Raw genomic sequence first — 16,658 nt, forward strand, 5'->3', positions numbered from 1 at the left:
CTAACCGGTTCGTACATTTTAATTGCTGCGTGTAGGCTGGGGGCGAATAATTTGCTGCAAACAACAATTGCCGGGAGTCGCCCATGCAACGTTCCATTGCCACCGTTTCCTTGAGCGGCACCCTGCCGGAAAAGCTCGAAGCCATTGCCGCCGCCGGGTTCGACGGGGTTGAAATATTCGAGAACGACTTGTTGTATTACGACGGCAGCCCGCGCGAAGTTAAGCAGATATGCGCCGACCTGGGCATTGCCATCACGTTGTTCCAGCCGTTTCGCGACTTCGAAGGCTGCCGCCGCGACCGCCTGGCGCGCAACCTTGAGCGCGCCGAGCGCAAATTCGATCTGATGCAGGAACTGGGCACCGACCTGGTGCTGGTGTGCAGCAATGCATCGGCCGATTGCGTGGGCGACGAGTCTGTTTTGCTCGATGATCTCAGTCTGCTCGCCGAACACGCCGGCCGCCGTGGCCTGCGCATTGGCTACGAAGCCTTGGCCTGGGGCAAGCATGTGAATACCTGGCAACAGGTGTGGAACCTGGTGCGCCAAGTCGATCATCCGGCCCTTGGCGTGCTGTTGGACAGCTTTCATACCTTGTCCCTCAAGGGCGACCCGAACGCCATTGCGCAGATCCCCGGCGACAAGATCTTTTTTGTGCAGATGGCCGATGCGCCGATCCTGGCCATGGACGTATTGGAGTGGAGCCGGCATTTTCGCTGCTTTCCCGGCCAGGGCGAATTCGACTTGGCGGGGTTCCTCGCGCCGATCATCAAGAGCGGCTATACCGGGCCGTTGTCCCTGGAAATTTTCAACGATGGTTTTCGCGCCGCGCCCACCCGGGCGAATGCGGCGGATGGCTTGCGCTCCCTGTTGTACTTGGAAGAAAAGACCCGCGAGCGCCTGAAACAGGAGGCCACCGCGCAACCGGTGGAGATTCTGTTTGATACCCCAGCCGCCAGCGAGTACGACGGCATCGAATTCCTGGAGTTCGCGGTGGATGAAAGCCTCGGCGCCAAACTCACGCACTGGCTGGAGCGCCTGGGCTTCGTCAAGGCCGGGCAGCATCGCTCCAAGAGCGTGAGCCTGCTGCGCCAGGGCGATATCAACCTGATCCTCAACTGCGAGCCCTATTCCTTCGCGCACAACTTCTTCGAAGCCCACGGGCCGTCGTTGTGCGCCACTGCGATGCGGGTCAAGGACAGCGCCAAGGCCCTGGAGCGGGCGGTGGCTTACAAGGGCCAGCCCTATCGCGGCCTGGTCGGGCCCAATGAGCTGGAGCTGGCGGCGGTGCGCGCGCCGGACGGCAGCCTGATCTACCTGGTGGACCCGAGCGAAGGCAGCCTATACGACACGGATTTCAATCTGCAACCGCCATCGTCATCCAGCGGTGGCTTGCTGCGCATCGACCACATGGCCATGGCGCTGCCGGCCGACAGCCTTGACAGTTGGGTGCTGTTCTACAAGAGCCTGCTGGACTTCGAAGCCGACGATGAAGTGGTATTGCCCGACCCTTATGGCCTGGTCAAAAGCCGTGCATTGCGCAGCCGTTGCAGCTCGATTCGCTTGCCGTTGAATATCTCCGAGAACCGCAACACGGCCATTTCCCACGCGCTATCAAGCTATCGCGGCTCGGGCGTGCACCACATTGCGTTCGACTGCGCGGATATTTTCGCCGAGGTGCGCCGCGCCAAAGAGGCCGGGGTGCCGCTGCTGGATATCCCGCTCAACTATTACGACGACCTGGCGGCACGCTTTGATTTTGACGAGGAGTTCCTCAGCGAGCTGGCCTATTACAACGTGCTGTACGACCGCGACGCGCAGGGCGGCGAGTTGTTTCATGTGTACACCGAACCCTTCGAGGGGCGGTTTTTCTTCGAGATCATCCAGCGCAAGAACGGCTATGCCGGCTATGGCGCGGCCAATGTGGCGGTGCGCCTGGCGGCGATGGCCAAATCGCGCAGCGGTGCGGTGCGCCAGGCACGTTTATAACGGCGGGCGAGGTGCTTCCTTTCGTTGCGCATCGCGGCCCATAATCATGGCCTGCATACACTGGCCGTGAGCGCACCATGACCTCCGAGGCACCCCGCAAGAGTCGTAAGAACAATCCGGAAAAGACCCGCGAGAACATACTCCAGGAAGCCATTGTCGAGTTTGTCCAACAGGGCCTTTCCGGCGCTCGTGTGGACGCAATCGCTGAGCGCATCCACACCTCCAAGCGCATGATCTACTACTACTTCGGCAGCAAGGAGCAGTTGTACGTCGAGGTGCTCGAGAAGCTCTACGGCGATATCCGCAACACCGAGACCCGCATGAACCTCACCGCCCTGGAACCGCGCGAAGCGATCCGTCGGCTGGTGGAGTTCACTTTTGATCACCACGACCAGAACGTGGATTTCGTGCGCATCGTCAGCATCGAAAATATCCACAATGCCGAATTCGTGAAGCGCTCGGATGCGATCAAGGCGATGAACAGCAACATCCTCGAAGCGTTGGGCGCAACGTTGCGCCGTGGAGCGCAGATGGGGTTATTCAGAGAGGGGCTGGAGCCGCTGGACGTGCACCTGCTGATCAATTCATTCAGTTTTTACCGCGTGTCCAACCGCCATACGTTCAGTGAGATCTTTCAGATCGAGCTGTCGGATGAGGCGGTCAAGCAGCGGCATCGGGACATGATTTGCGAGTCGGTGTTGCGCTACTTGCAGGCCTGAGTACACGCAACGCTCCAAGCTGGAATGCAATCCATGTGGGAGCCGGGCTTGCCCGCGATAGCAGTGTGTCAGAGCTACACCTTCGCCTGGCAAACCGCTATCGCAGGCAAGCCAGCTCCCACAGGTTAATTCGGTTTCGGCAGTCAGGTATTCAGGCTCTGGAAGTGCGCCAGCATGCGTTGCGCATCCGCCGCTTGCCCGCTGAACAACTCAAACGCCTTCACCGCCTGAAACACCGCCATGTTGCCGCCATCCAGGGTGCGGCAACCCAGGGCGCGGGCATCGCGCAGCAGTTCGGTTTCCAAAGGGAAATAAACAATTTCCGCCACCCATAGCTCTGCCCGCAACAGGGCCGCTGGCACCGGCGTTCCGGGCAGCTTGGTCATGCCCATCGGCGTGGTATTCACCACACCATCCGCCTCGGCCATCGCGTTTTCCAGATGGCCGCCAACCTGGGCGCGACCGGTGCCGAAATGCTGCGCAAGGTTATCCACAAGGTCGCGGGCGCGTGTGACGTCCACATCGAAAATACTCAGGTGCTCCACGCCTTCTGCCAGCAACGCATGCGCCACCGCCGCGCCAGCCCCGCCGGCGCCCATCTGCACCACGCGTTGACGGGCCACGTCATTCAAATTGCGTCGAAACCCTTCAGCAAAGCCCAGGCAATCGGTGTTGTGGCCGATGCGTTTGCCGTCCTTGAACACCACCGTGTTGACCGCGCCAATGCCGCGGGCCTCTTCGGACAAGCCATCGAGCAGCGGCAGGATGGCCTGCTTGCATGGGTAAGTGATGTTCAGTCCGGTGAACTGCATCAACTCGGCGGCGTGCAGCAGGTCGGGCAGGGCGTTGATGTCCAGGTGCAGCGGCTCAAGGTCGATCAAACGGTACAGGTAGCGCAGGCCCTGGGCGTCACCTTCCTGTTCATGCAAAGCGGGCGTGCGAGAGGCCTGGATGCCGGCGCCGATCAGGCCGGCGAGGATGCGCGGTTTCATTGTGCCGACCCTTTGAGCAGGTGGCTGAAATGTTCCAGGGCCAGGTGGTAGCCCTGGCTGCCGAACCCGGCCAATACCGCTGTGGCAATGGGCGAGACGAACGAGTGATGACGGAACGCTTCACGGGCATGCACGTTGGACAGATGCACCTCGATCACCGGCACTTCACTGGCGACCAATGCGTCACGAATCGCCACCGACGTGTGGGTCCAGGCCGCCGGGTTGATCACGATGCCGGCGCAACGCGCGCGGGCACCGTGGATCCAGTCGAGCAATTCGCCTTCATGATTCGTCTGGCGGAATTCGATTTTCAGCCCCAGTTGTACGGCGCTGCGGCCACACAGGGCGGCGACGTCGGCCAGGGTTTCATGGCCGTAAGTAGCGGGCTCACGGGTACCGAGCAGGTTCAGGTTGGGGCCGTTGAGCACCAGCACGAGGGGCGGCATAAGGGGGTCTCCACAGTTCTTGTCAGTTGTGCGGACAAAATGTACTGGTTGGTTACTTTGGTCAATTCGTGTGGGCGGATATGTTCGATTATCGAACCTTTAATTGTCGCCCGAAGAAGCCAAGGTATTACGGGGGATTGCTGGGCGGGCAGGGATTGCCGAGCGTCGGCCGCGTATTTCCAACCATTGGCATGAGCGGTTACAACCCCACGTTCGCCGGTTTTTTAGTCGTTACTAGTCTGTGAAGCAGCTTCGGAAAAAGAAGCCGGTTGTCGGGTGGCACGGAAAAATTGTTACCTGACGGAAAATAACCTAACGGATGGGTTAGTATGAGAGTAGGTGCTTACAAAGGATATGTAATTTCAGTATTTCTCAGGGACGAGCATTGCCCACCCCATGTGCATGTCAGGGGACGGGTATGGGATGCGCGTTTTCGTTTCAGTTTCCTGGATGGGGAAGTGGAGTTGTGGGATGTAAATCCTGAACGCAGCCGGCCACCTCAAGCGGTCCTGAAGGACATACGCGAGGCAATAATGCAGCGACACTATCTGGCGCGGGCACGCAGGATCTGGTGGGAAAAGCTGCAAACGGTTTGCCTGGAGAATCATTCCTGGAATTGGGACGCTGGTGAATTGGTTCCAGGGCTGGTCATTCGACGTGGTGTCTATGTCATTGCAAACGCCCGGCACGACGTAGTAGAGCAACGGACAATTTTGAATCTGGTAAGAGCGCCTGATAACGTGGGAATTAATTTATGAAAATCGTAAAAGCCAAAGTCATACCCTATGTCCCCCTCACCGACGCTGATGTCGAAAAGGCAATAGCCCGCGGGCGCAAGCTCAAGCGTCTGTATGCCAACGCCAGCAACGTGCGCTATCAAGACGACTGCATTTCCATTGGCTTCAGCGACGGCAGCCGTGTCATGTTGCCGGTGGCCGGTCTGCCGGAGTTCGAGGGGTTTTCCGCGCAGGACTTCCAGCAGTTGGAAGTGGGGTTCGGCGGCAAGGCGCTTTGCTGCGAGGCCAAGGATCTGGACGTTTCGATCACGGGCCTGATCGCGACAAGCCAGCCGCTGATGGACCTCGCGACAAGCCTGGTGGCCTCCCGCAATGGTCGCAAACGCAGCGCCGCCAAATCGGCGGCCGCCCGGGCCAATGGCAAGAAGGGTGGCCGGCCCCGCAAGGAAGTCGTGGAGCCCGGCGATTCAACGGATGTATGAAATTCCAGTGTGGGAGCTGGCTTGCCTGCGATAGCGGACTGAAGTGCCAACCGGTGTTTGGCTGATACACCGCTATCGCAGGCAAGCCAGCTCCCACAAGGGATTGCTGGTGTAGGGCAGGCTTATCGCCGGGTCAGCAACACCCCGGATTCCATATGGTGCGTCCACGGGAACTGGTCAAACATCGCGCATTGGGTAATACGATGAGTGTCGTGCAACTGCGCAATGTTCGCCGCCAACGTCTCCGGGTTGCAGGAGATGTACAGGATGTTGTCGAAGCGTCGGGTCAGTTCACAGGTGTCTGGGTCCATGCCGGCGCGCGGCGGGTCGACGAACACGCTGCCGAACTCGTAGCTTTTCAGGTCGATGCCGTGCAAGCGGCGGAACGGGCGCACTTCGTTGAGGGCTTCGGTGAGCTCCTCGGCGGAGAGGCGCACCAGGGTGACGTTATTCACCGCGTTTTCATCAAGGTTGCTCAGCGCGGCGTTCACAGAGGTTTTGCTGATCTCGGTGGCCAGCACTTTGCGCACGCGGGTCGCCAGCGGCAGGGTGAAGTTACCGTTGCCGCAGTACAGCTCGAGCAGATCGTCCGGGCGATCGCCCAAAGCTTCGTATGCCCAGTTGAGCATCTTCTGGTTCACGGTGCCGTTGGGCTGGGTGAACGCGCCTTCAGGTTGGCGATAGCTGAAAGTACGGCCGCCGACTTCAAGTTTTTCCACCACGTAGTCATGGCCGATCACATCGCGCTTGCCCTTGGAGCGGCCGATGATGCTCACGTTCAGGTCTGCTGCCAGCTTGTTCGCGGCGCTATGCCAATGCTCGTCCAGCGGGCGGTGATAGCACAGGGTGATCATCGCGTCGCCGGCCAGGGTGGTCAGGAACTCCACCTGGAACAACTTGTGGCTCAGGGCGGCGCTGGCTTGCCAGGCGGCCTTGAGTTGCGGCATCAGTCGGTTGATGCGTTGGCTGGCAATCGGGAAGTCTTCGATCAGGATCGGCGTGCGCTTGTCGTCCTGCGAGAACATCGCATAGTGGCGCTCGCCGTCCTCGCGCCACAGGCGGAACTCAGCCCGCAGGCGGAAGTGCTGCAGCGGTGAGTCGAATACCTGCGGCTCGGGGGCGTCGAACGGCGCCAACAGATCACGCAAGCGCGTGACCTTGTCCTGCAGTTGAGCGGTGTAGCGTGTGGCGTCAAGAGTCATGCGTTGAACCAGCCCAGCTTGATCACAAACAGAATCGACAGAATCACCAGTGCCGGGTTCAGCTCACGGTAGCGGCCCGAAAGCAGCTTGATGGCGGTCCAGGCGATGAAACCGAAGGCGATGCCGTTGGCGATGGAGTAAGTGAAGGGCATCGCCAGGGCGGTGATCACCACCGGCGCTGCAACAGTAATGTCGTCCCAGTCGATTTCGGCCAGGCCCTGGGTCATCAGCACCGCTACAAACAGCAGCGCGGGTGCCGTGGCGTAGGCCGGCACGCTGGCCGCCAGTGGCGAGAAGAACAACGCCAGCAGGAACAGGATCGCGACCACGATGGCGGTCAAGCCGGTACGGCCACCGGCGCTCACGCCCGCGGCCGATTCGATGTAGCTGGTGGTGGTCGACGTACCCAACAGCGAACCGGCCATGGCGGCGGTACTGTCGGCGATCAGCGCACGGCCCATTTTCGGCATATGGCCGTCCTTGCCCATCAGGCCGGCACGCTTGGCCACGCCGATCAGGGTTCCGGAGTTATCGAACAAGTCCACGAACAGGAAGGCGAAGATCACGCTGACCAAACCGATATCCAGCGCACCCTTGATATCCAGTTGCAGAAAGGTTGGCGCCAGGGACGGTGGTACCGAAGTCACGCCGATGAATGGGGTAAAGCCCAATACGATGGAGGCGATGGTCACCGCCAGGATGCCGATCAGCACCGCGCCGCGTACGGCCAGGGCTTCCAGCGCGACGATCAGCACGAAACCCAGGGTGGCCAGGATCGGCGCCGGTTGTTTCAGATCGCCAAGGCCCACCATGGTGGCGGGGTTGCTCACCACGATGCCGGCGTTGTGCAGCGCGATCAGCGCCAGAAACAAGCCGATACCCGCGGCAATCGCCGAGCGCAGGGGCAGCGGAATGGCGTTGATGATCCATTCGCGGATGCGAAAAATCGACAGCAGGAAGAACAGCACCGCGGAGATGAACACCGCGCCCAGCGCCACCTGCCAGGTATGGCCCATGTGCAGGACCACCGTATAGGTAAAGAACGCATTGAGGCCCATGCCCGGCGCCAGGGCGATCGGGTAGTTGGCGATCAGGCCCATCACGGTCGAACCGATGGCGGCCGCCAGGCAGGTCGCGACGAACACCGCGCCCTTGTCCATGCCGGTCTCGCCGAGGATGCTCGGGTTCACGAACAGGATGTAGGCCATGGCCAGGAATGTCGTGATGCCCGCGAGGATCTCGGTGCGCACGTTGGTGTTGTGTGCCTTGAGTTGAAACAGCTTTTCCAGCATGCCTGCTCCCTGTGACGCTTGGTTGCGTCGTGATTTGTTGACCTCTAAGTCAAAGCACAAACTGCGCCAAGCGCCTGTGGTTTCAGAGAGGATCGGAAAAAGCGGCGCATCATACCAGCAGCCGAGGCCTTGAGGCATACTGCGCCGACGTTTAAACGAAGGTCACCCGCCCCATGAAAAAAGCCAACCTGTGGAGTCTAGCCCTGATCCCTTGTCTGAGCCTGTGCCTCGGCGCAGCACCGGCGTGGGGCGCCACTGCACCGCCCTTGAGCGAGGTGCGTGTGTTCAAGGTCGAGTCGGCGGGTTGCACCGAAACCATCCCTGAACGCGTGAACACCACGCAGATGTGCACGCACCGCGGAGCCACCAAGGTCTCCGTGATGGAAGTCGGCCTGGGCAATAATCCGGTTGGCCGCTTCAATGGTGCCGTGCTCGATGGCCAGCGAACCGCTGTGTGCCAAGTCGGCAGCATCAGCCAGGCCTGCAGCGGGGCGGGTACGCTGATGGGCTATATCTACGTGTTTGAGCTGAATGTGCAGGCGCAAGGCTGGTTCGAATACAGCAACGCCTCCATCAACCCGCCGCGCAACACCCTCAAGACGCTGCTCGATATCCGCTGATCAATCCGCTTGAACGCTCAAAACCCCAGGAAGTCGTACCCCTGAGACGGCGACTTCCCAGAACGCCGCGGATGTACACCAACCCGTGAGGTGTTTATGAGCGCGACCCCCAATGGCGCGGCGGATCAACCGTTCGTCAGCCACTCCATACGCCTGAGCCTCAACGGCCAGGATCGCCAGCTGGATGTGCTGCCCTGGACCACCCTGCTCGACCTTTTGCGCGAACAGCTAGATCTGGTGGGCAGCAAGAAAGGCTGCGACCACGGCCAATGCGGTGCCTGCACGGTGTTGCGCGATGGCAAACGGATCAATGCCTGCCTGACCCTGGCCGTGATGTGCGACGGCGCCGAGCTGACCACCATCGAAGGCCTGGCCACCGGCGACCAGTTGCACCCGATGCAGCAGGCCTTCATCAAGCACGACGCCTTCCAATGCGGTTATTGCACCCCCGGCCAGATCTGCTCGGCCGTCGGCCTGGTCAACGAAGGACGCGCCCATGACAGCGCACAGATCCAGGAACTGATGAGCGGCAACCTGTGCCGCTGCGGCGCCTACAACAATATTCGCGATGCCGTGCAGGAAGTCTTGGGAGGTGAGCAGTGAATCCCTTCCATTACAGTAAACCGGTCGATGTGCAGGAGGCCGTGCACCTGAGCAGTGGCGCTTCACGTTTTATTGCCGGAGGCACCAACCTGCTGGACCTGATGAAAGAAAACATCAGCCGCCCCGAGCACCTGATCGATATCACCGGGCTGCCGTTAAACCATATTCAGGAGACGGCCGAGGGCGGTGTGCTGATCGGCGCGCTGGTGAGCAATGCCGATCTGGCCTGGCACCCGCTGATCGAACAGCGTTATCCACTGCTGTCCCAGGCGATCCTCGCGGGCGCCTCGCCGCAACTGCGCAACATGGCCAGTACCGGCGGCAACCTGTTGCAACGCACACGGTGCTACTACTTCTATGACACCAACGTGCCCTGTAACAAGCGCGAACCCGGCAGTGGCTGCCCGGCGCGCACCGGCCTGAACCGAATCCACGCGATTCTCGGCGCCAGTGAACAGTGCGTCGCGACCCATCCTTCAGACATGTGCGTCGCCCTGGCAGCGCTGGCAGCGCGGGTGCATGTCGAAGGTCGCGGCGGCGCGCGGGTCATCGAGTTCGCCGACTTCCACCGTTTGCCCGGTGATGCGCCGCAGCGCGACAACCAATTGGCCGATGACGAGCTGATCACCGCCATCGAACTGCCCGCCGACAACCTGGCGAGCCATAGCAATTATCTGAAAATCCGCGACCGCGCCTCCTATGCGTTCGCCCTGGTGTCCGTGGCCGCAGCGCTCGAGCTGGACGGCGACACCATTATCGATGCGCGCCTGGCGTTGGGTGGCGTGGCTCACAAACCCTGGCGTGACCGCGCGGTGGAAGCGTCGCTGATCGGCCAGGTGGTCAGCCGCGAAACCTTCAGCCAGGCCGCCGACGCGCTGCTGCAGGACGCTGAGCCGCTGGTGCACAACGGCTTCAAGATCAAGCTGGCACGCCGGGGGATTATTCGTGCCCTGAGTGACGCCGCTGTCGCAGGAGAACGCCCATGACCGCTATCGGAAAACCCCTGGACCGTGTCGACGGTCTGCTCAAGGTCACTGGCCAGGCGCGTTATGCCGGTGAATTTCCTGAACAAGGCTTGCTCCACGGCAGCGTCGTGTCGAGCAGCATTGCCAAGGGCCGCGTGATTAAGATCGATGCGTCCCGGGCCCTGGCGTTGCCGGGCGTGGTGGAAGTCATCCACCATCTCAACCGGCCCAAAATCGCGAGCTACGACGATGCCTTCCAGGATGCGGATGCGGCCGACGGTTCGCCGTTTCGCCCGCTCTACAACGACCGCGTGCTGTACAGCGGCCAGCCCCTGGCCCTGGTGATCGCCGATAACCTTGAGCTGGCGCGACATGCCGGTTCCCTGGTGGAGATCGAGTACGCAACCGAGGCCTTCGAAACCGACCTGGCGGCAGTGCAGGAACAGGCCCACCCCTCACCGCAAACCCCGCCAGGTCCGCGCGGCAACTTCCAGGCCGAATGGGCCGGCGCCGCCATCAGCCTGGACCTGCACTACAGCACGCCGGTCGAACACCACAACCCCATGGAACCCCACGCCAGCACCGTCCTGTACCAGGCGGACGGCACCCTGCATATCCATGACAAGACCCAAGGCCCGCAGAACTGCCAGGCCTACGTGCAGAAAGTGTTTGGCCTGGATAAAAGCCAGGTGCGCATCTTTGCCGCGTTCGTTGGCGGCGCTTTTGGCTCCGGCCTGCGCCCGCAGTATCAATTGCCGCTGGCGGTGATGGCCTCGCTGGCGCTCAAGCGTTCGGTGCGGGTCACGCTGACGCGCCAGCAGATGTTCACCTTCGGCTACCGCCCGCGCACCTTGCAACGCTTGCAAATGGGCGCCGCCGCCAACGGGCGTCTGCTGGCATTGGGGCATACGGCTATCGGCCAGACGTCGCGCTTCGAGGACTTCAGTGAGCATGTGGTGGAATGGAGCGGCATGCTCTACCACTGCGACAATGTGCAGCTGACGTATAAGCTGGCGCCATTGGACGTGTTCACGCCTTTGGATATGCGCGCGCCGGGCGCGGCCCTCGGGGTGATCGGCCTGGAATGCGCCATGGACGAGCTGGCCTGCGCCTTGGCCATCGACCCGGTGCAACTGCGCTTGATCAATTACGCCGAGCGCAACCAGAACGAAGACAAGCCCTGGTCGAGCAAGGCCCTGCGCGAGTGTTACAGCGAAGGTGCCGAGCGTTTCGGCTGGAGCCAGCGCAACCCGGAACCGCGCAGCATGCGCGATGGCCGCCAGTTGATCGGCTGGGGCATGGCCGGCGGCGTGTGGGAGGCTATGCAAATGAAGGCCAGCGCCAAGGCGCGGATCGACGCGCACGGCAAGCTCACTGTCAGCAGCGCCACCACCGATATCGGTACCGGCACTTACACGGTGATGACCCAGATCGCGGCGCAGGCCAGCGGCGTATCGGTCGACGATGTGACATTTGTGCTGGGTGATTCCTCCTTGCCCACAGCGCCGCTGCAGGGCGGCTCGTTTACCGTGTCCTCCGTCGGCACGGCCGTGCAGCAAGCCTGTGAAGCCTTGACCGCCAAGCTGCTGGAAATTGCCCGGCAGACTTACCCGGTGTTCAAGGATGCCGAGTCCGTGCGCTTCGAAGAGGGCCATCTCCACGCCGGCGACGTGAGTGTATCGCTGGCGCAGCTGGTCAAGGACAGCGGCCAAGACGCAATGGAGGTGCAGGTCGACAGTGAGCCGGACAAGAAACGTGAAGGCTACGCCACGGCGACCCATTCGGCAGTGTTCGTCGAGGTGCGCGTGGACGAAGACCTGGGCACCATCAAGGTCAGCCGCGTGGTCAGCGCCATTGCCGCCGGGCGCGTGGTCAACCCGAAGATGGCGCGCAGCCAGATCCTCGGCGGGGTAGTGTGGGGCGTCGGCATGGCCCTGCACGAAGAGACCCAGATCGACCATCACTTGGGGCGCTACATGAATCATAGCCTGGCGGAATACCACATTCCGGTGAACGCCGATATCGGCGAGATTGACGTGTTGTTTGTCGAAGAACACGACGAGATCGTCAACGCCCTGGGCTCCAAGGGCGTCGGTGAAATCGGCATTGTCGGCGTAGCGGCGGCGGTGGCGAATGCGATTTATCACGCCACCGGAAAGCGGGTGCGGGAGTTTCCGATTACCTTGGATAAGGTGCTCTAGCGCCAACCTTCAACCCATCGAAGATCCAAAATGTGGGAGCGGGCTTGCTCGCGAAAGCGGTGGGTCAGTTAACTGTGTATCGACTGACACGCCGCCTTCGCGAGCAAGCCCGCTCCCACATTTACTGTATTCCAACAATAAGATGGCGGCGGGCCTAAACCTTAGGCTCTTGCACCGGCACATGCATCCGATCCCGATTGGCCAGGGTTGGAAACAACTTGATCCACACCCCGGTCACCACCAGCGTACCGATCCCGCCCATGACCACGGCGGGCACGGTGCCGAACCAGTGCGCGGTAATCCCGGACTCGAACTCGCCCAACTGATTGGACGCGCCGATAAACAAGCCGTTGACCGCACTGACGCGCCCGCGCATTTCATCCGGCGTTTCGAGCTGCACGAACGACGCACGGATCACCATGCTGATCATGTCGGCTGCGCCCAGTACCACCAGCACCGCCAGGGAAAACCAGAACGAAGTGGACAGCCCGAAGGCGATGGTCGCCACGCCGAACACGCCCACGGCAGTGAACATCACGCGGCCGACGTGGCGGTCGACAGAGAACCGCGCCAACCACAAGGACATCAGCAACGCACCCACCGCCGGTGCCGAACGCAGCAGGCCCAGGCCCCAGGCGCCGGTCAGCAGGATGTCCTTGGCGAACACCGGCAGCAAGGCGGTGGCGCCGCCCAGCAGCACCGCGAACAAGTCGAGAGAGATGGCGCCGAGGATGTCCGGGCGGCTGCGGATGAAGCGGATGCCGGCCAGCAGCGAATCCATGGTCGCCTTGGCTTTATTCAGCGGTGTCTGGCGCGCGGGCAAGTTCAGGGTCAGTGCGCAGGCAATGAGGTACAGCACCACCGTGGGGCCATACACCCACACGCTGCCAAATGCATAAAGCAAACCACCGAGGGCCGGGGCGACAATGGTTGCCAACTGCTGGGCCGACTGCGACGAAGCCACGGCCCGCGGGAACAGCGCGCTGGGCACGATGCTCGGGAGCATCGCCTGGGTGGTGGGCATTTCGAACGAGCGCGCGGCACCCAGCAGGAAGGCGAGGATAAAGATCATCTCGCGGGTCACGTTGCCGGTCAGGCCACCGATGGCCAATGACAGGGCAATCAACGCCTGCACGGTCTGGCAGATGGCGGCGACCTTGCGTCGCTCATAGCGGTCGGCGACATGCCCGGTGTGCAGCATGAACAACACGCGCGGTACGAATTCCACCAACCCGACCAATCCCAGGTCCAGCACATTGCCGGTCAGTTGGTAGAGGTTCCAGCCGATGGCCACGGTGAGCATCTGGAAGCCGCTGGCGGTAAAGATGCGCGCCAGCCAGAACGCGATGAAAGGGCGGTGGTGACGCAACAACAACGCGGGTTCACTGGGCATTGGGAGTTCAGGTCAGGGCCGGAGGAAGCGCCGAGATTATCATTAAGTTGTAACAGATAGTTGCGCCAACTGAGCTGAGACACTCTGTCACGCGGCAAAAGACCACGCCGCTTTCCATTGAAAATGGGACTACTCTTTCAGCAATGCTTGATCCAGATCAATTTCCGCACCTTGGTCTGGCGGCCTCAGGGCCTGATTCCCTGCACGGCGGGTAAAAAAAGAAACGAATCGAAATTCGCCAGACTCCATATCCGTGGGGGCAGTGGGTGCAGGCTTGCGCCCGGAACCGGTATCACCTGACAGAGGAAGACTTATGTTCGGTTTGGAGGCGCTAGATCTCGCCCGAATCCAATTTGCGTTTACCATCTCTTTCCACATCCTGTTCCCGGCGATCACCATCGGCCTGGCCAGTTACCTCGCGGTGCTGGAAGGCTTGTGGCTCAAGACCAAAAACGACACCTACCGCGATCTTTACCATTTCTGGTCGAAGATCTTTGCCGTCAACTTCGGCATGGGTGTGGTGTCCGGTCTGGTCATGGCCTATCAGTTCGGCACCAACTGGAGCCGCTTCTCGGACTTCGCCGGCGCCGTCACCGGGCCGCTGCTGATGTACGAAGTGCTCACGGCCTTCTTCCTCGAGGCCGGCTTTCTCGGCGTGATGCTGTTCGGCTGGAACAAGGTGGGGCGCAACCTGCACTTCTTCTCCACGGTCATGGTGGCCGTGGGTACCTTGATTTCCACGTTCTGGATCCTGTCGTCCAACAGCTGGATGCAGACGCCCCAGGGCTTTGAAATCGTCGACGGCCGCGTGATTCCCACCGACTGGTTTGCCATCGTCTTCAACCCGTCGTTCCCCTATCGCCTGGCGCACATGGCCACGGCGGCTTTTGTGGCCACCGCGTTCTTCGTCGGCTCCTCGGCGGCCTGGCACCTGTTGCGTGGCAAGGACAACCCGGCGATCCGCAAAATGCTCTCTATGGCGATGTGGATGGCCCTGATCGTGGCGCCTATCCAGGCGGTGATCGGTGACTTCCATGGTCTCAATACCCTGGAACACCAGCCGGCGAAAATCGCTGCGATCGAAGGCCATTGGGAGAACAAAGGCAACGAGCCGACGCCGTTGATTTTGTTTGGCTGGCCGGACATGAAGGCCGAAAAAACCAAATACGCGGTGGAAATCCCTTACCTGGGCAGCCTGATCCTTACCCATTCCCTGGACAAGCAGGTGCCGGCCCTCAAGGAGTTTCCACCCGAGGACCGCCCCAACTCGACCGTCGTGTTCTGGTCGTTCCGGGTCATGGTCGGCCTGGGGTTCCTGATGATCTTCACCGGTCTGTTCAGCCTCTGGCTGCGCCGGGGCGACAAGATGTACACCTCCAGACCGTTCCTGTACCTGGCGTTGTGGATGGGCCCGTCCGGCCTGATCGCGATCCTCGCGGGTTGGTTCACCACCGAGATCGGCCGCCAGCCGTGGGTGGTGTATGGCTTGATGCGCACGGCGGATGCTTCATCCGGGCATAGCCTGGCGCAGATGACTATCACCCTGGTGCTGTTCGTGGTGGTGTACTTCGCGCTGTTCGGTGCGGGCCTTGGCTACATGATGCGCCTTGTGCGCAAAGGCCCGGTCACCCATGACGTCACTGAGCCAACCCATGGCGGGCCCGGCCAGAAACGCACACCGGCGCGTCCGTTGTCGGCTGCCGATGATGGCACCGAGAATGACACTACATCCCAGCACGACGACATCCAGCACAAGGGGCATTGAGATGGGTATTGATCTTCCGCTGATCTGGGCCGTGATCATCATCTTCGGCATCATGATGTACGTGATCATGGACGGCTTCGACCTGGGGATCGGCATTCTTTTTCCGTTCGTTCCGGGCAAGACCGACCGCGACGTGATGATGAACACCGTAGCGCCCGTGTGGGACGGCAATGAAACCTGGCTGGTGCTGGGCGGCGCGGGGTTGTTCGGCGCCTTCCCGCTGGCCTATTCGGTGGTGCTGTCGGCGCTGTACCTGCCGCTGATCCTGATGCTGATCGGCCTGATCTTTCGCGGCGTGGCCTTCGAGTTTCGCTTCAAGGCCAAGGACGACAAGCGGCACCTGTGGGACAAGGCGTTTATCGGCGGCTCGATTGCCGCCACCTTCTTCCAGGGCGTGGCGCTGGGCGCATTCATTGATGGTTTCCCGGTGGTCGACCGCCAGTTCGCCGGCGGTTCGCTGGACTGGGCCACGCCGTTCACGATGTTCTGCGGCGTGGCGCTGATCGTGGCCTATGCCTTGCTTGGCTGCACCTGGCTGATCATGAAGACCGAGGGGCCGCTGCAGGAAAAGATGCACAACCTGGCACGGCCGCTGGCGCTCGTGGTGTTGGCGGTGATCGGCATTGTTAGCCTGTGGACGCCGCTGACGCATCCGGAAATCGCCTCGCGCTGGTTCACTCTGCCGAACCTGTTCTGGTTCCTGCCGGTGCCGATCCTGGTACTGGTGACCCTGTACGGGCTGTTCCGCGCCGTGGCACGGCATGCGCATTACACGCCGTTCCTGCTGACGCTGGTGCTGATCTTCCTGGGTTACAGCGGGCTGGGGATCAGCCTGTGGCCCAATATCATTCCGCCGTCGGTGTCGATCTGGGACGCTGCCGCGCCGCCGCAAAGCCAAGGCTTCATGCTGGTGGGCACGTTATTCATCATCCCGCTTATCCTGGGTTACACGTTTTGGAGCTACTACGTGTTCCGCGGCAAGGTCACCCACGAAGACGGTTATCACTAGGAGGGTATTTCCATGTCCGGCAAACCTTCGTTACACGAGATTGAACAGGCCGAGAAGCGGCCGTTGTGGCGGCGCCTGGGGTGGCTGGCGATGATCTGGGCCGGCAGCGTGCTGACCCTGTTCGTCGTGGCCAGCCTGATGCGCATGTTCATGAATGCGGCCGGCCTGACCACGCACTGACTTCCCATCCCGTTGCCTTGCGGCACGGTTTTTTGGTCTTGCCTCTCTTCGGAGTGGCAGGGCCTTT

The 16,658-nt window shown here is 61.4% G+C and carries 16 protein-coding genes; 11 read left to right on the forward strand and 5 right to left on the reverse strand.

Features of this window, described 5'->3' with window-relative positions:
• Nucleotides 1–83: 83 nt before the first annotated feature.
• Complete coding sequence (gene quiC, locus H0Z09_RS13420; RefSeq protein WP_186691038.1) at nucleotides 84–1,985, forward strand: 3-dehydroshikimate dehydratase QuiC; 1,902 nt, start codon at nucleotides 84–86, stop codon at nucleotides 1,983–1,985.
• A 77-nt stretch (nucleotides 1,986–2,062) separates the two neighbouring features.
• Entirely contained in the window at nucleotides 2,063–2,704 is a 642-nt protein-coding gene (locus H0Z09_RS13425; protein ID WP_186691039.1) for a TetR/AcrR family transcriptional regulator, read from the forward strand.
• A gap of 143 nt (nucleotides 2,705–2,847) precedes the next feature.
• Here H0Z09_RS13425 and H0Z09_RS13430 read toward each other — a convergent pair whose 3' ends face one another.
• Both H0Z09_RS13430 and aroQ read right to left on the reverse strand, forming a co-directional pair.
• A complete protein-coding gene (locus H0Z09_RS13430) occupies nucleotides 2,848–3,696 on the reverse strand; it encodes a shikimate dehydrogenase (RefSeq protein WP_186691040.1) in 849 nt (282 codons plus the stop codon).
• Nucleotides 3,693–4,142, reverse strand: a complete 450-nt coding sequence (gene aroQ / locus H0Z09_RS13435) for a type II 3-dehydroquinate dehydratase (protein WP_186691041.1) — start codon at nucleotides 4,140–4,142, stop codon at nucleotides 3,693–3,695. Before aroQ ends, H0Z09_RS13430 begins: the two co-directional genes overlap by 4 nt.
• A gap of 329 nt (nucleotides 4,143–4,471) precedes the next feature.
• On the opposite strand from aroQ, the gene H0Z09_RS13440 reads away from it, so the two are divergent.
• Together H0Z09_RS13440 and H0Z09_RS13445 are read left to right on the forward strand one after the other, a co-directional pair.
• Nucleotides 4,472–4,900, forward strand: coding sequence for a DUF4160 domain-containing protein (locus H0Z09_RS13440; RefSeq protein ID WP_186691042.1), 429 nt, complete (start codon nucleotides 4,472–4,474; stop codon nucleotides 4,898–4,900).
• Nucleotides 4,897–5,361, forward strand: a complete 465-nt coding sequence (locus H0Z09_RS13445; RefSeq protein ID WP_076952713.1) for a DUF2442 domain-containing protein — start codon at nucleotides 4,897–4,899, stop codon at nucleotides 5,359–5,361. The genes H0Z09_RS13440 and H0Z09_RS13445 overlap by 4 nt, the downstream gene beginning before the upstream one ends.
• A gap of 122 nt (nucleotides 5,362–5,483) precedes the next feature.
• Here H0Z09_RS13445 and trmA read toward each other — a convergent pair whose 3' ends face one another.
• Both trmA and H0Z09_RS13455 read right to left on the reverse strand, forming a co-directional pair.
• On the reverse strand, nucleotides 5,484–6,563 hold the full coding sequence (gene trmA, locus H0Z09_RS13450) for a tRNA (uridine(54)-C5)-methyltransferase TrmA (protein WP_186691043.1): 1,080 nt from the start codon (nucleotides 6,561–6,563) through the stop codon (nucleotides 5,484–5,486).
• On the reverse strand, nucleotides 6,560–7,855 hold the full coding sequence (locus H0Z09_RS13455; protein ID WP_076952715.1) for an NCS2 family permease: 1,296 nt from the start codon (nucleotides 7,853–7,855) through the stop codon (nucleotides 6,560–6,562). The genes trmA and H0Z09_RS13455 overlap by 4 nt, the downstream gene beginning before the upstream one ends.
• Before the next feature lie 173 nt (nucleotides 7,856–8,028).
• Here H0Z09_RS13455 and H0Z09_RS13460 point away from each other — a divergent pair, with 173 nt between their 5' ends.
• The 4 genes from H0Z09_RS13460 to H0Z09_RS13475 all read left to right on the forward strand — a co-directional run bounded on the left by H0Z09_RS13460 (nucleotide 8,029) and on the right by H0Z09_RS13475 (nucleotide 12,244).
• The gene (locus H0Z09_RS13460) at nucleotides 8,029–8,475 is read left to right on the forward strand and encodes a DUF4879 domain-containing protein (protein ID WP_186691044.1); all 447 of its coding nucleotides are present in this window, start codon (nucleotides 8,029–8,031) and stop codon (nucleotides 8,473–8,475) included.
• Nucleotides 8,476–8,571: 96 nt separating this feature from the next.
• The gene (locus H0Z09_RS13465; protein ID WP_238340239.1) at nucleotides 8,572–9,078 is read left to right on the forward strand and encodes a 2Fe-2S iron-sulfur cluster-binding protein; all 507 of its coding nucleotides are present in this window, start codon (nucleotides 8,572–8,574) and stop codon (nucleotides 9,076–9,078) included.
• Complete coding sequence (locus H0Z09_RS13470; RefSeq protein WP_186691045.1) at nucleotides 9,075–10,064, forward strand: FAD binding domain-containing protein; 990 nt, start codon at nucleotides 9,075–9,077, stop codon at nucleotides 10,062–10,064. Before H0Z09_RS13465 ends, H0Z09_RS13470 begins: the two co-directional genes overlap by 4 nt.
• Nucleotides 10,061–12,244, forward strand: coding sequence for a xanthine dehydrogenase family protein molybdopterin-binding subunit (locus H0Z09_RS13475; protein ID WP_186691046.1), 2,184 nt, complete (start codon nucleotides 10,061–10,063; stop codon nucleotides 12,242–12,244). The genes H0Z09_RS13470 and H0Z09_RS13475 overlap by 4 nt, the downstream gene beginning before the upstream one ends.
• Nucleotides 12,245–12,398: 154 nt before the next feature.
• Here H0Z09_RS13475 and H0Z09_RS13480 read toward each other — a convergent pair whose 3' ends face one another.
• A complete protein-coding gene (locus H0Z09_RS13480; RefSeq protein ID WP_186691047.1) occupies nucleotides 12,399–13,637 on the reverse strand; it encodes an MFS transporter in 1,239 nt (412 codons plus the stop codon).
• A gap of 313 nt (nucleotides 13,638–13,950) precedes the next feature.
• On the opposite strand from H0Z09_RS13480, the gene H0Z09_RS13485 reads away from it, so the two are divergent.
• The 3 genes from H0Z09_RS13485 to H0Z09_RS13495 are packed head-to-tail and all read left to right on the forward strand — an operon-like array spanning nucleotide 13,951 to nucleotide 16,591.
• On the forward strand, nucleotides 13,951–15,402 hold the full coding sequence (locus H0Z09_RS13485; protein ID WP_076952721.1) for a cytochrome ubiquinol oxidase subunit I: 1,452 nt from the start codon (nucleotides 13,951–13,953) through the stop codon (nucleotides 15,400–15,402).
• Between the two features lies 1 nt (nucleotide 15,403).
• The gene (gene cydB / locus H0Z09_RS13490; RefSeq protein ID WP_076952722.1) at nucleotides 15,404–16,411 is read left to right on the forward strand and encodes a cytochrome d ubiquinol oxidase subunit II; all 1,008 of its coding nucleotides are present in this window, start codon (nucleotides 15,404–15,406) and stop codon (nucleotides 16,409–16,411) included.
• A gap of 12 nt (nucleotides 16,412–16,423) precedes the next feature.
• On the forward strand, nucleotides 16,424–16,591 hold the full coding sequence (locus H0Z09_RS13495; protein WP_186691048.1) for a DUF2474 domain-containing protein: 168 nt from the start codon (nucleotides 16,424–16,426) through the stop codon (nucleotides 16,589–16,591).
• Nucleotides 16,592–16,658 lie beyond the last annotated feature (67 nt).

Source organism: Pseudomonas sp. SWRI18 (assembly GCF_014268345.1).
GTDB classification, from domain to species: domain Bacteria; phylum Pseudomonadota; class Gammaproteobacteria; order Pseudomonadales; family Pseudomonadaceae; genus Aquipseudomonas; species Aquipseudomonas cedrina.

What these genes read in the sequence shown, in the direction of transcription:
- H0Z09_RS13475 (WP_186691046.1), top strand. Translation starts at nt 10,061, where the DNA reads ATGACCGCTATCGGAAAACCCCTGGACCGTGTCGACGGTCTGCTCAAG.
- H0Z09_RS13495 (WP_186691048.1), top strand. Translation starts at nt 16,424, where the DNA reads ATGTCCGGCAAACCTTCGTTACACGAGATTGAACAGGCCGAGAAGCGG.
- H0Z09_RS13430 (WP_186691040.1), bottom strand. Translation starts at nt 3,696, where the DNA reads ATGAAACCGCGCATCCTCGCCGGCCTGATCGGCGCCGGCATCCAGGCC.
- quiC (WP_186691038.1), top strand. Translation starts at nt 84, where the DNA reads ATGCAACGTTCCATTGCCACCGTTTCCTTGAGCGGCACCCTGCCGGAA.
- trmA (WP_186691043.1), bottom strand. Translation starts at nt 6,563, where the DNA reads ATGACTCTTGACGCCACACGCTACACCGCTCAACTGCAGGACAAGGTC.
- H0Z09_RS13485 (WP_076952721.1), top strand. Translation starts at nt 13,951, where the DNA reads ATGTTCGGTTTGGAGGCGCTAGATCTCGCCCGAATCCAATTTGCGTTT.
- aroQ (WP_186691041.1), bottom strand. Translation starts at nt 4,142, where the DNA reads ATGCCGCCCCTCGTGCTGGTGCTCAACGGCCCCAACCTGAACCTGCTC.
- H0Z09_RS13460 (WP_186691044.1), top strand. Translation starts at nt 8,029, where the DNA reads ATGAAAAAAGCCAACCTGTGGAGTCTAGCCCTGATCCCTTGTCTGAGC.
- cydB (WP_076952722.1), top strand. Translation starts at nt 15,404, where the DNA reads ATGGGTATTGATCTTCCGCTGATCTGGGCCGTGATCATCATCTTCGGC.
- H0Z09_RS13465 (WP_238340239.1), top strand. Translation starts at nt 8,572, where the DNA reads ATGAGCGCGACCCCCAATGGCGCGGCGGATCAACCGTTCGTCAGCCAC.
- H0Z09_RS13425 (WP_186691039.1), top strand. Translation starts at nt 2,063, where the DNA reads ATGACCTCCGAGGCACCCCGCAAGAGTCGTAAGAACAATCCGGAAAAG.
- H0Z09_RS13440 (WP_186691042.1), top strand. Translation starts at nt 4,472, where the DNA reads ATGAGAGTAGGTGCTTACAAAGGATATGTAATTTCAGTATTTCTCAGG.
- H0Z09_RS13455 (WP_076952715.1), bottom strand. Translation starts at nt 7,855, where the DNA reads ATGCTGGAAAAGCTGTTTCAACTCAAGGCACACAACACCAACGTGCGC.
- H0Z09_RS13480 (WP_186691047.1), bottom strand. Translation starts at nt 13,637, where the DNA reads ATGCCCAGTGAACCCGCGTTGTTGTTGCGTCACCACCGCCCTTTCATC.
- H0Z09_RS13445 (WP_076952713.1), top strand. Translation starts at nt 4,897, where the DNA reads ATGAAAATCGTAAAAGCCAAAGTCATACCCTATGTCCCCCTCACCGAC.